The 13,084-nt window shown below is 72.1% G+C and carries 8 protein-coding genes; 6 read left to right on the top strand and 2 right to left on the bottom strand.

The window, feature by feature from the left end:
- Positions 1-2,511 carry an HAD-IC family P-type ATPase gene (locus ACH442_RS00090; RefSeq protein WP_396120317.1) on the bottom strand — a complete coding sequence of 837 codons (2,511 nt, stop codon included), beginning with the start codon at positions 2,509-2,511 and terminating at the stop codon, positions 1-3.
- Between the two features lie 275 nt (positions 2,512-2,786).
- Here ACH442_RS00090 and ACH442_RS00085 point away from each other — a divergent pair, with 275 nt between their 5' ends.
- On the top strand, positions 2,787-3,881 hold the full coding sequence (locus tag ACH442_RS00085) for a hypothetical protein (protein ID WP_396120316.1): 1,095 nt from the start codon (positions 2,787-2,789) through the stop codon (positions 3,879-3,881).
- Between the two features lie 31 nt (positions 3,882-3,912).
- Here ACH442_RS00085 and ACH442_RS00080 read toward each other — a convergent pair whose 3' ends face one another.
- On the bottom strand, positions 3,913-4,656 hold the full coding sequence (locus ACH442_RS00080; protein WP_396120315.1) for an MBL fold metallo-hydrolase: 744 nt from the start codon (positions 4,654-4,656) through the stop codon (positions 3,913-3,915).
- Positions 4,657-4,721: 65 nt separating this feature from the next.
- Between ACH442_RS00080 and ACH442_RS00075 the strand changes: the two genes are divergently transcribed.
- The 5 genes from ACH442_RS00075 (at position 4,722) to ACH442_RS00055 (ending at position 13,042) form a co-directional block, all read left to right on the top strand.
- Positions 4,722-5,318: a DUF998 domain-containing protein gene (locus tag ACH442_RS00075; RefSeq protein ID WP_396120314.1), complete on the top strand. Its 597-nt coding sequence runs from the start codon at positions 4,722-4,724 to the stop codon at positions 5,316-5,318.
- Positions 5,319-5,509: 191 nt separating this feature from the next.
- Positions 5,510-10,684 carry a diguanylate cyclase gene (locus ACH442_RS00070; protein ID WP_396120313.1) on the top strand — a complete coding sequence of 1,725 codons (5,175 nt, stop codon included), beginning with the start codon at positions 5,510-5,512 and terminating at the stop codon, positions 10,682-10,684.
- Between the two features lie 89 nt (positions 10,685-10,773).
- Complete coding sequence (locus ACH442_RS00065) at positions 10,774-11,178, top strand: DUF2752 domain-containing protein (protein ID WP_396120312.1); 405 nt, start codon at positions 10,774-10,776, stop codon at positions 11,176-11,178.
- 15 nt (positions 11,179-11,193) lie between these two features.
- A complete protein-coding gene (locus tag ACH442_RS00060) occupies positions 11,194-11,862 on the top strand; it encodes an RDD family protein (RefSeq protein ID WP_396120311.1) in 669 nt (222 codons plus the stop codon).
- 136 nt (positions 11,863-11,998) lie between these two features.
- A complete protein-coding gene (locus tag ACH442_RS00055; RefSeq protein WP_396120310.1) occupies positions 11,999-13,042 on the top strand; it encodes a nitronate monooxygenase in 1,044 nt (347 codons plus the stop codon).
- Positions 13,043-13,084: the final 42 nt, after the last annotated feature.

Here is a 13,084-nt window from a genome sequence, read left to right as displayed (position 1 = left end):
TCAGCGGCGGAGGTTGTGGACGCCGAGCGCGCGATCGAGCAGCTTGAAACGGAACGCGGCGGTCAGCGACAGGAACCACAGGAGCAGCGCCGGTGGCACGATCGCGGCGACCGGGCGGGCCGGCCCGATCAGCCCGAAGTAGGTCCAGAGCGCCGGGACGTTGATCACCACCAGGAAGACCATGATCAGGCCGCCGACCAGGATCGCGGGCCGTTTGTCGTCGGTCGGCGGGGTCCAGGCGGCGAAAAGGCGGCTCGGGGGCGCCAGGAACAGGATCATGATGAACGACGCGAAACAGAAGAACGTCGACAGGCCGGTCTGCGCGGCGATCGTGGCCGAGGCGGTCGCGAAGTCCGTATCGGTGCCGTAGTGCAGGCCGGTGTATCGCTCGAACTCGTGGATGACCTCGGCCGGCGTGCGCCCGGAGCTGAAGCCGAGCGAGATCACCTCGTAGAGCGCGGTGTAGACGGTGGTGCCGACCCCGGCCGTGATGATCGACGCGGGCAGGACGAACCGGGCCATGCTCTTGAACAGCATCTTGTCCGGCGGGACGGGCTTGGCCCAGAACGTCAGGAAGAACGTCGGCACCCCGACCGTGAACAGCGTGAGACCGACCTGCGTCGGCGAGTACGGAAACCCCAGCCCCAGCATCGTCACCGCCAGGATCACCAGGCCCTGGCTCGCGACGCGCGCCATGAAGACGTAGAGCGACATCCCGATCCCGTTGATGATCCGCCGCCCCTCCTCCTGCGCCGGGGGCAGCACCGCGAACGAGTCGTCGACCAGCACGATGTCGGCCACGTCCCGGGTCACCGGGCTGCCGCTGCGCATCGCCACGCCGACGTGCGCCTGCTTGAGCGCGCGGGCGTCGTTCACGCCGTCACCGATCATCGCGACGTACCGCCGCTGCCGTCGCAGTGACCGGACGATCCGCTCCTTGTGCTCGGGCGCGACCCGGCCGAACACCGTCGTCCGGGCGACCACCGCGTCCAGTTGCGCGTCGTCGAGCCCGTCCAGGTCGGCGCCGGGAACGGGCTCGCCCGCGTCCAGCCCGGCCCGGTCCGCGATCGCGGCCACGGTTCGCGGATCGTCACCGGAGAGCACCTTCAGGTCGACGCCGCCACTACGGAACTTGCGGACCGTGCCGGAGACCTCGGGACGCAGCTCGTCGCCGAGCGCGACCAGGCCGTACGGCTCGAGCATGGGCAGTTCCGGCTTCTGTTCCGCGTCCCGCAGCGGTGCGCCGGACACCTCGGCCCGCGCCAGCAGCAGCACCCGCAGGCCACGGTGGGTCCGCTCGGCGATCAGCTCCGGCGGCAGCGGCTTGCGCAGTCGCGGAGCCAGGGCGTCCGGGGCGCCCAGCACCCACGTGTCCTCGTCGGTGACCAGGCCCGACCAGCGCAGCGACGACGCGAACGGCACCTCGTCGCGCACCTCCCACACCGGGCCGGCCAGCTCGGCGGCGAGCGCCAGCACGGTCAGGTTGGGCGTGGTCACGTTGTGCGCCACGCCGCCCAGGGCGTGCGCGACCTCGGCGTACTCCCGCTCGCCGACCGGCACGATCTCGTCGACGGCCAGGTGCCCGGTGGTCAGCGTGCCGGTCTTGTCGGTGCACACCACATCGACGTTGCTCACCGACTCCACCGCGTTGACCTGCTGCACCAGGGCGCCGGCCCGCCCGATCCGGACGGCACCGGCGGTGTAGGCGAGAGCGATCAGGAAAAACAGCCCGTACGGCACCAGCCCGGACAGCACCGCGGTGATCTGCACGACTCGCAGCAGCGTGAACCCCTCGATCGCCGCCTGCGCCAGGATCGCCCCGCTCATCAGCGTGGTCAAGACCATGACCAGCCGCACGATGAACTCGATCCGGCGCTGCAACGGCGTCTTGTCGGTGGTCGACCGACGCGCCTCCGCGGTCAGCCGCCCCGCGTAACTGTTCACCCCGACATCGCGCGCCAACTGTCGGCCCTCGCCCGAGACGCAGAGACTGCCTGACCGCAAATCATCACCGGGCTGCTTGGCGACCGGATCCGACTCGCCGGTCAGCAGCGACTCGTCCGCCTCGACCTGGCCGCCGTCCAGCAGCGGGCCGTCGACCACGATCTGATCGCCGGCGCGCACGTGGAGGACGTCACCGCGTACCACTTCGTCGGGTTGGACGGCTTTCTCCACGCCGTCGCGGATGACCGTGACCGCGCCCCGATCCAGCAGCTGAAGGCGGTCCAGCTTCCGCTTCGCCCGGATCTCCTGGGCTGCGCTGATCATCGCGTTGATCAGACCGAGTCCGACACTGATCAGGGCGTCGCTGTAGCGCTGCAAGGTCAGCAGGGCCACGCCGATCACGAACAGGATGATGTTGAAGAACGAGAAGACATTCGTCCGCAGGATCTCCGCGTAGCTCCGCGAACCGCCTTTGACCTGCGTGTTGGCTTCCCCGCGCCGCTTGCGGTCGGCCGCCTGCGCCGCGGTCAGGCCGTCGATCGGGGCCGCCAGCACGTCCTGCTCCATCCCGAGATCGTCCCACCCCAAACCATTCCAAAAACCCTTTTCCTGTACGTGTTCTCGGCGCCCGCCGGCACACCTCCGGACTTGTCCCCCGTCCACCCGCGCCGCCTCCGCTCCCTTCCCGCCGGCCCCGCGCCCCCCGGCTGCCGCTGGGAGCTGTTCCGGCGGCCGGGCTGGTTCTTGGGTAAATCGGCTGGCCGGGGGAGAGACGCGGTTAAGGTGAGGAAATGCAGATTATTCGGCATAAAACGGTCAAAGCGGTACTTGGGCTGCCGCTCGTGTTCGCGGTGACAGCCGGCCCCGCGCAGGCCGCCACCGGAGACGGAGCTCGGCCGGAGGCCATCCGGGACGTGGATCGGGGCGGATCCACCTGGACGCCGACGAAGAACACCACGCTCGCGCAGCTCATGGTCGATGCGGTCGCGCCGTCGCCGGCCGCCGGGGAGACCGGCGCGCGGGCGACGTTCCCCGGTGCGGCCCGGCTGCTGGTGGCGACCGGCGAGCCCGCGCCCGGTCGCCTCGAAGCGGCCCTGCTCACCGTCGCTGACCTGCCCAAGGGTTACGCTCCGATGCCGGACGCGCTGAAGGCGTTCGCGGACACCGGATCCCGGATCGGCGCCTGTGACAAGAAGGCGACCGTTCCGGACCGGGCCGTCGTCTCGGGTGGTCCCGAAGGCCCCGGTCTGCCGGTGAACCCGAGTCCGCGCGTCGCCGTCTCCCCGCCGGCCGAAGCGTCGGCGAACCCGCCGGCGCCCCTGTCGGACGAACCGACGACGAACCCGATGGACATGCCGCCGGGCAAGCCGGATCCCGGGCGGGCCACACCGGTCGCACCGCCGCCCGGTCAGCCCGGCCCGGCATCGACCGAGCCGGGCGGCAACCCGGTCAAGCCCGCGGCGCCGGCGGGCAAACCGGCCGGCAAGCCGGTCAAGGCCGGGCACGAGCCGGTCAAGGCCGGGAACAAGAAGGACAGCGGCACCGTGCGGGTCGCGTTCATGAAGGGCGAGACCGGACCGGTCCTGATCGAGGCGATCGACCCGGCCGGCGATCGCGCCGCCCAGGCGGTCGTCGACGCGGTGGCCGACGCGCCGCGGCGCTGCCCGGCCTACGACGAGGGCACGCCCGGTACGCCCGACGCCCTGCACATGGCGACGTACCCGCTGCAGGTGCCGAAGTTCGGGAACCGCACCGCGGGCGTGCGCTTCGAGGTCGACCTGAACAGCCCGCGCGTCACCGTGCACGGCAAGATGATCGCGGTGTCCGTGCGGGGCGTGGCGCTGACCGTCCTGCTCGCCAACCTGGAACAGCCGGACCAGCGCGAACTCGAGGCGATCACGCGTGCCGCCGTACAGAAATTCGATCGGCAGAAATAACAGCGGACCGTGACCTGGCGGCGGACCTCGGTCAGAGGGACGCCGCCAGTTCTTGCAAGGCCTCGTTGGCGCCGGTGGTGAGCGGCTCGCCGTGCCCGGGCAGGATCGCCTTGACGTCGAGCTTGGCGAGCGCCTTCACCGACGCGCTCGCCAGCGTCTGATCCGTGGTGAACTGCGGGTCGGAGCTCTCCAGCCCGTTCTGGGTGCGCAACGCGTCCCCGGCGACCAGGGTCCCGGTGGCCGGCTCGAAGATCGAGATGTGGCCGGCCGTGTGCCCGGGCGTGTCGACGATCCGCAGCCCGAAGACCTCGTCGCCACCGTTCAACGGTTTCACCGGCTTGTCCGTGATGATGTTGGCGGCGTCCCCGGAACCCGCGTAGATCGTGGCCTTGACCTGCGGTTCGATGCCTTCCAGCCCGCCGATGTGATCGTCGTGGTAGTGGGTGAGGATGACGTGCCTGACCGCGGCGAACCCACTGCCGGCCGCCTTCAACCCGTCCTCGATCGCGGCCGCCGAGCCGGGTGTCCCGGTGTCGACGATCGCCACCTCCTCGCCCCTGAGCAGCAGGTATGCCGACACGTAACTACGGTCGACCCGGTGCCAGCCGTCGGGTAGCGCGGTGGAGACCGGCTGCGCGGCCGTCGTCGCGACCGGCCGGGACGGTGGGGAGGACGACGACGAGCACGCACTGACGGTGTTGACCACGGCCAGGCTCACGACCCCGGCCCCGGCGGTCACGAACAGACGGCGGCGACTGATCCGGTAGACGGTCATGTCACATGCCTACCCTAAGATCGGCCTTCGTCGCTATCGGTAAGGCCAATACGGGGGCTGTCACCTTGTCCGGAACGCTGCTGGCCGCCGTGGCCGCTCTGCTGCTTCTCGTCTATCTCGTCGTCTTCGTCGTGCTGCACGTTCGGCCCACCGGTTACCGCCCGGTCCGCAACGCGGTCAGTGACTACGGCGTCGGCCCGGCCGCCGGGTTGTTCCGGATTGCGGTCGTCGCCAACAGCCTGGGGATCCTCGCGCTGACCGGCGCCCTCGCCGACCAGCCGATCCCGACCGTCGACTTCGTGTTCCTGCTGCTCATCCCGGTGACCCGGCTGGCTCTGGCGCTCTTCCCGACCGACCTGGAGGGCGAACGCCCGACCGTCAACGGGCGCATCCACCTGCTGCTGGCGGTCGCGTCGTTCACCTTCGTCTACCTGGTGGTCGCCGACCTGACGTCCCCGCTGGGCCAACTCGCCCCGAACGCGCTGGAGGTCTGGCTGATCACGTTGCGCTGGCTCGCCGCCGCGGGCCTGGTCGCGGTGGTCGTCACCCTGCTCGCCACACCGCTGCGCGCGGTGTTCGGCCTGGCCGAGCGCGTCTACCTGCTGAGCACGAACCTGTGGTTCTTCTCGGTCGCCCTCTGGCTGGCGCTGCGCACGTCCTGAGCCTGGCGTCACGCGCCGGCGGCGTAGAGCAGATCGGGTACCGCCGGTTCCGGCTGCCTGTGTGCCGGCCAGCAGGAGAGGATCACATTCCTTCCGGCGTACGGCGGTAGGGCGGCACGCGGGAATGTTCAGATCCCGGTGGCACCGGTCGATCAGCAGAGGTGCAGACGGCGACGAAATGAGTGCTTTCGGTGACCGAAACCCCCCAGGCGCGCCTCAGCGGTTCACCCGCCGCTGAGCTGACCGGTCTCGACGTGATCGAGGAGCTCGGACGCGGTGCGTTCACCATGGTGCACCATGTCCGGCACGGTGATCGCGACTATGCGTTGAAGCGTCCGCTGGCCGACGCCGGGGAGTTGCCCGAGATCCGCACCGCCTTCCAGCGTGAGGCCGCCCTGCTGGCCTGCATCGACGACCCGGGCGTGGTCGGCGTGCACGCGGTCGGTGAGCTGGACGGCGTGCCCGCGCTGGTGCTGGAACACCTGTCCGGTGGCGCGCTCTCCGAGCTGCTGCACGGGGTGTTCGCCGAGGAGCGGGTGGTCGGGCTGGCCGCGCAACTGGCTCGGGGGCTGGCCGCCGCGCACCGGGTCGGGCTGGTCCACCGGGACATCAAGCCGGACAACATCATGATCGACAAAGACGGCCGGGCCAAGCTGATCGATTTCGGTCTGGCCCAGCTCGGCCGGGACGTCGGCGGGGACTCCGACCAGGCCGTCGGGACGTTCCTCTACACCTCGCCGGAGCAGTCCGGCATGCTGCGCCGGCCGGTCGACGGACGATCGGACCTCTACTCGCTCGGCGTGGTGCTCTTCGAGTGCCTGACCGGACGGTTGCCGTTCGAGGCCGGCGACGTCGGGGAACTGCTGCGCCTGCACCTGGCCGCGCCGGTTCCGGACGTACGGGAAAAGCGTCCCGATCTTGATCCTGCGCTCGCGGCCGTGGTGCATCGGCTGCTGGCGAAGGACCCGGACGACCGCTATCCCGACGCGGGCGCCCTGCTCAGCGCGCTCCGGCACTGCCCCGGCGGGTCGGCCGCCGAGGAGCCAGCCGCCAGCCGCTGGCCGATGTGCGGGCGCGACGCCGAGGCGGACCGTCTGGCCCGGCGCTGGGAGCGGGCGCGGGCCGGGCTCGGCGGCGTCGTGATGATCCACGGAGCGGCCGGGTCGGGGCGCACCCGGCTGGCCGAGCACGCCGCCGGGCTGGCCGCCGCGAACGGCTGCCCGGTGCTCTCCGGCACGTGCCGCCCGGACGAGCCGGCGCCGCTGGCCGTGCTCCGGGACGCGGTGCGCGCCTCGATGGCCCGGGTCCACCGGCTGCCGGAAGCGGCTCGCGCCAACGCCGAGCGGGACATCGTCGAGGCCGCCACCGACGCCGGGGTCGCGAACGTCGTCAAGCTCTTCGGCGACCTCGGCCTGCTCGACGCCACCGGTCACGCCGCGGCCGGCGACGAGCACGTGTTCGCGGCCGGCGCGGCGTTCCTCGGTGACCTGGCCCGCCGCTCGGACGGCCTGGTGCTGGTCATCGACGACGCGAACCTGCTGGACACCGCCACCCGCCGGCTGCTCGCCGTGCTCGGCCCGGACCTGCCCGCGCTGCCGCTGCTGGTGGTGCTCACCGACCGGGGTGAGCAGGACGGCCCGGACCTGGGCGTCCCGGGCACGCTGGAACTGACCTGCACGCCGCTGTCGCCCGCGGCGGTGACCGAGGTGGTGGCGTCCCGGCTGCCCGGCGCCCGGGTGCCGGCCGAACTGGCCCGGCACGTCACCGTCCGCACCGACGGCACCCCGCTGGCCGTGGTCAGCTACCTGATGCGGCTGCTCGACGCCGGGCTGCTCGGCCCGCTCTGGGGCACGTGGCGGCTCGACACGGCCGGCGCCGACGCGCTGCCGGCCGCGGCCGGGGTGCGGGACCTGCTGGCCGCCCGGCTGAACGGGCTGCCCGTGCCGATCCTGGACCGGCTCACCACCGCCGCGGTGGCCGGCATCCGGTTCCGGCCGGAGGGACTGCCCGGCGCCGACGACGAGGACACCCTGGCGGCGCTCGCGGCCGGCCTCGAACGGCACGTCCTGGAGGTACGGCCGGGCGGCTGGTACGCGTTCGTCCACCCGCAACTGCGGGAGAACCTGCTCGACCGGCTCACCCCCGGCGAACTGTGCCGGTGCAACGCGCGGCTGGCCGCGGCGCTGGAGCAACTGCCCGAGGAGTTGCGGGACGAGGCGCACGCGTACACGCTGGCCCGCTACTACGAGGGCGCCGGCAACGCCGCCCCGGAGGGGGCCGGTCGTCGCGCCGCGGCGGCCGCCGGGCTGCGCGCGTTCGCCGACCAGGCGCCGGCCGATGCGATCGGCTACCTGACCGAGGCGATCGACGGGAACCCGTCGCCCGGCACCGCGCTGCTGCACCCGCTCGCTCAGGCGTGCCTGCGGACCGGTCGCTTCGACGAGGCCGACGAGGTGCTGGAACGGGCGCTCGCGGCCGAGCCGGACCGGGCGGCCCGGGCGCGGCTGCTCACCACCCGCATCGAACTGCACCACACCGTCTGGAACGACACCGAGGCGGTCGAGGCGGCCCGCGACGCCCTGCGCGAACTGGGCCGTCCGCTGCCGGGCAACCCGGTGACGCTGACGCTGTCGACGCTGGCGCACGCGTTCGCGGGTGGGCTGGTACGGCGTACGCGAATCGGTTCGGGAACTGCCGAAGGCCGTCGACGGGAAACCCTGGCCACGCTGACGGCGGTGCTGGACGCCGGGGGTTATGCCGCGGCGGTCGGCCTCCGGCTGAAGGAGGCCGGCGTGTTCGCACTGCGGTCGCTGTACGCGGTGAACCGCCTCGGCCCGTGCCCCGAGTACGCCCGGGTCTACGCCCTCGTCGGCTACATCACCTCGATGGCCAAGCTGCGCGGTACGGGGGAGCGGTGCCTGCGCCGGGCCACCCGGGTCGCCACCGAGCTGGGCGATCCGGCGCTGATCGCCTACGTCGAGTGGATGCGGGGACTCGTCTCGCTCTTCAGCGGCTACGACGACGGCACCATGTGGGAGAAGACGATCACCCGCAACGCCCGCTGGTACGAGCCGGCCCAGCTGCTGCCCGGACATGCCTCCCAGGGGCTGCGGCTGCTGCTGCGCGGTTACCCGGCCGAGGCGCAGCGTGAGTATGAACGGGGGCTGCGCTGCCTGGCCGACCCGGCCCAGGCGCAGGGCACCTCGCTGGACATGCTGGGCGTCATGATCCCGGCCTACCAGGGCCGGTTCGGGGAGGCGGCCGCCGCGGCCCGGCAGTTGCGCGAGGCGTTCCCGGCCGGCGCCGGCACGCCGGTGCAGCGGGCCAACACTCTCACTGCCGCTGCCTGCGCGCTGCTCGAACAGGGCGAGGTCGGCGAACCGTTCGACGCCGTGATGGCCGAGTTCCGGGCGATCGGGCTGCGCCCCGGCGACTTGATGCCGCAGCACAGGTGGATCTTCGTCTATCACGCGCACGCCAAGCTGATCCAGCTCCGCTACGCCGGTGACGACGAGCGCCCGGCGAAACTGGCCGCGGCCGTCGAGGCGATCGCCGAACTGGGCAAGGCCGGCGGCTCGCCGCTCATCCGGCTCGTCTACGGCATGTCCCAGGCATCGCTCGCCCAGCTCGCCGGCGACCACGAACGGGCCATCAAACTGGCCGACGAGCTCGAACGGACCGCCCGCGATCTGGACGCGCCGCTCGGCCAGTACGAGATCCTGCGCATCCGGGCCCGCGCGCTGCGGGCGCTCGGGCACAACCACGAGGCCGACCGGCAGGCCCGGGCAGCACTCGCGCTGGCCTCGTTCTACGGCTGGGAGCAGCGGCGGCGGCAGACCCGCACCGAGTTCGGCGTGGACGAGGGGGCGAGCACGCACCGGCGTACCGTCGCCGAACGCCGCGGCGGCGGAACCGGCCGCAACCGGCGGCTGGAGGCGTTGCAGCAGGTCAGCACGGCCGCCGCCACAGTCCTCGACCCGCGGCAGCTGGCCCAGGTCGCCCTCGACGAGATGTTGCGCATCCTGGGCGCCGAACGGGCGCTGTTCTTCCTGCTCGACGAGGCCGGCGAACCGGTCCGCTTCGCCGGGCGCGACGCGCAGGGCGACCTCGACGACACCACCGAGTACGGCGCCTCCCTGGTCCGCAAGGTCGCCGAGTCCGGCGAGGCGCTCGTCGTCACCGGCACCGACCAGGGCGCCGCGCTCGGCTCGCGCAGCGCCGTCGTGCACGGCCTGCGCAGCATCCTGGCCGCCCCGGTCCAGTTCAAGGGCCGCCTGGTCGGCGTCGTCTACCTGGACAGCCGGCTCGCCCGCGGGATCTTCACCGACGACGACGTCGAGGTGCTCACCGCGGTCAGCAGCCACGTCGCGATCTCCCTGGAGACCGCGCGCGCCGCCCAGCTGCACCTCGCCGTGCAGGCCGCCCAGCAGCAACAGGCACTCGCCGAGATGCTGCGCGCCAGCCTGGCCGAACTGACCGGCATCCTCGAACCCGAACGGCTGCTGCGCCGGCTCAGCGGCACCCTGCGGACCTCGCTCGGCGCCGCGGCCGGCTGCCTGATCACGCCCGACGGCGAGGTCCTCGAACCCGAGGAGGTCGCCGGTCAGCGGCTCACCGCCGACGAGACCGCCCTGCTCGGCGCCCTCACCGAACCGGCCCTGCTCGACCCGGCCAGCACCGGCAAGCTGCGCGAACGCCTGCTCGCGGGCGAACCCTTCGCGCTGGCCGTGCCACTCGACGGCCGCGACGGCCGGGCCGCGGTGGCGCTGCTCGGCGGCGGTGCGCTCGACGACACCAGCCGGCAGCTGGCGGCCGCGTTCTCCTCGCAGGGCATGAGCGCCTACGACAACGCGCGCCTGTTCAGCCGGGTGCAGGAGCTGGCCACCACCGACGAGCTGACCGGGCAGCACAACCGGCGGCACTTCTACGCCGTCGCCGGGGCGCTGGTCCAAGCCGCGGCCCGCGGTGCACGTCCGCTCGCCGCCGCGATGCTCGACATCGACAAATTCAAGAACGTCAACGATACGTACGGCCATGGCGTCGGCGACGAGGTGATCCGCACCGTGGCCCGGCGCATCCGCGGCGTGCTGCGCCACTCCGACGTGCTCGGACGTTACGGCGGCGAGGAGTTCGCGATCGTCCTGCCCGACCACGACGGGGAGGCGACCGAACTCGCCGAGCGGGTCCGCGTCGCCGTCGGTGGGGAGCCCATCCCGACACCGGCCGGCCCGCTGACGGTCACGATCAGCATCGGATTGACCCGGCTCGGCGACGGTGACAGCACGCTCGACGAGCTGCTCGCCCGGGCCGACCACGCGCTGTACCGGGCCAAAGAGACCGGACGCGACCGCGTCGTGGCCGAATGACGAGGAAAGTCCTGGTGAACAGGGTCGCCATAGCTCGATGTCGACCATTACAATCCGTGGACCCCTTCCCGTGATCACGAGGTGCACCGGTGCGAAGCTTCTCCGTCCCCGAGCGGATCGGTGGCTTCGGCGTGCTCGTGGCCGGAGCGGCCACGCTCTGGCCCACGTTCACCGCCCGTACCGGTGCCGGGGTTCCGTGCATGCTGCGGACCCTGACCGGCGTGCCCTGTCCCGGCTGTGGTCTGACCACCGCGGCCGTGGCGCTGGTGCGCGGGGACTTCGAGGCGGCGTTCCAGGCCAACCCCGTGATCTTCGGCCTCGCCGCCCTCGCGGTCGCCGTCGGACCTCTGGTGGTCGCACGCGCCACCGGTGTGCTGGCACTACCGAAACCGTGGTCGCCCGCCCGGCGTCGACGGATGGGATGGGCGGCCGGCCTGCTGGCCACGGCTAGCTGGTTTTTTCAACTGCACCGGCTCGGCGTGAGCTGGGCCTGACGAAGGACATGCGTCATGACATACAACCCCCCTCCCAGCGACCCGTACGGCCAGCAGCCGCAGCAGCCCTACGGCCAGCAGCCGCAGCAGCCCTACGGCCAGCAGCCGCAGCAGCCCTACGGCCAGCAGCCGCCGCAGCCGTACGGTCAGCAGCCGCAGCAGCCGCAGCAGCAGCCGTACGGTCAGCCCGCCTACGGTCAGCCGGCCTACGGTGAAGCGCCCTACGGCCAGCCCCCGTACGGCGCACCCGGTTACGGCCAGCCGGCCGTCGCCGGTTACGCCAGCTGGTTGCAGCGCGTCGGCGCGTACCTGGTCGACATGCTCGCCGTGTTGCCGTTCGGCATCATCGGCGGCATCGTCGGCATCGACACCGACCCGGTGACGAATCTGCCCACGTACAACGCGCTCTACTGGGTCTTCGTCCTGCTCTCCGTGGTCGTCAGCGGTTACAACCGGTGGTTCCAGGCCGGCAAGACCGGGCAGAGCTGGGGCAAGAAGGCGCTCGGCCTGCGCCTGGTGGACGCGAGCACCAGCCAGCCGATCGGCGCGGGCAAGGCGTTCCTGCGCGACCTGGCGCACATCGCCGACGGCGCGATCTGCCTCATCGGTTACCTGTTCCCGCTCTGGGACGCGAAGAAGCAGACCCTGGCCGACAAGATCGTCAGCACGGTGGTCGTCAAGTAGGGCGTTCCCGCCCTCGGCAGGCCCCGCCCGGCAGTCGTCCGGGCGGGGCCTTTCGCTGCCCGCGTTCCGGTATGTGGGCAGCTGTGACGTGACCGATGTCCCAGGCGTACGCCCGGTCTGCCGGTAGGTTGGGCCCATGCTGGACCTGTTGCGGCCGGTCGTGGTGGCGCCGATGGCCGGCGGGCCGTCCACCCCGGAACTCGTCGACGCCGCCGACCGGGCCGGGGCGTTCGGCTTCCTCGCCGCGGGATACAAGACCCCGGAGGCGGTCGAGGCCGAGATCCGGGCAACCTCATCGCCGTACGGGCTGAACCTGTTCGTCCCGATGCCCCCGCTCGCCGACCCGGGCGCGGTCGAGCGCTACCGCGAGGTGTTGCGTCCCGAGGCGGACCGTTACGAGGTCGAGCTGCCACCGGTCCGGCTGACCGACGACGATCACTTCGCGGCGAAGGTGGAACTGGCTGTCACGCACCGGGTGCCCCTGGTCAGCTTCACCTTCGGGGTGCCGCCGCGCGACGTGGTGCGAGCGTTGCGCGCGGCCGGCTCGGCGGTTCTGATCACCGTGACGAGCGGCGACGAAGCCCGGCAGGCGCTGACCGTCGAACCGGACGGGCTGATCGCGCAGGGCGGCGGGGCGGGCGGGCACTCGTCCACGTTCAGCCCGGCGGCGTACCGCGGGGACCGGTCCGCCGCGGACGTGCTCGCCGAGGTTCGCGCCGTCACCGATCGGCCGGTCGTCGCCGCCGGTGGGAGCACGCCCGCGCTGCTGGCCGCCGGGGCGGTGGCGGTGCAGTCCGGGACCGCGTTCCTGCTGGCCGACGAGGCGGGGACGAGGCCGGCCCAGCGGGCGGTGATGCTTCTCGGGGGTTCGCTTTCCGGGGGTTCGCTTTCCGGGGGTTCGCTTTCCGGGAAGTCGCTTTCCGCGGGGTCGCGGCAGACGGTGGTGACGCGGGCGTTCACCGGGCAGCCGGCGCGGGCGTTGCGGAACCGGTTCGTGGACACGTACTCCCCGCTGGCGCCGGTGGGTTACCCGGCGATCCACCACCTGACCGCGCCGATCCGGGCCGCGGCGGCGGCCCGCGATGACGCCTCGGCTCTGAACCTGTGGGCCGGAGTCGGTCATGCGGCGGCCCGGCCGGGACCGGTCGCGGCGTTGATCGACGCCCTTAACGATCGTTAATAGTTGTTCTCTGCCGGGCTCGATATTCGCCTGCGGTTTCGG

This window comes from Actinoplanes sp. NPDC020271, from assembly GCF_044388125.1.
Classification (GTDB): Bacteria; Actinomycetota; Actinomycetes; order Mycobacteriales; family Micromonosporaceae; genus Actinoplanes.
Note: the sequence above shows the minus strand (reverse complement) of the source record. Positions and strands in the feature narration are given on the sequence as shown.

Coding starts and splice junctions, on each gene's coding strand:
- ACH442_RS00090 (WP_396120317.1), bottom strand. CDS start 2,511: ATGGAGCAGGACGTGCTGGCGGCCCCGATCGACGGCCTGACCGCGGCG.
- ACH442_RS00080 (WP_396120315.1), bottom strand. CDS start 4,656: ATGACCGTCTACCGGATCAGTCGCCGCCGTCTGTTCGTGACCGCCGGG.
- ACH442_RS00060 (WP_396120311.1), top strand. CDS start 11,194: ATGACATACAACCCCCCTCCCAGCGACCCGTACGGCCAGCAGCCGCAG.
- ACH442_RS00055 (WP_396120310.1), top strand. CDS start 11,999: ATGCTGGACCTGTTGCGGCCGGTCGTGGTGGCGCCGATGGCCGGCGGG.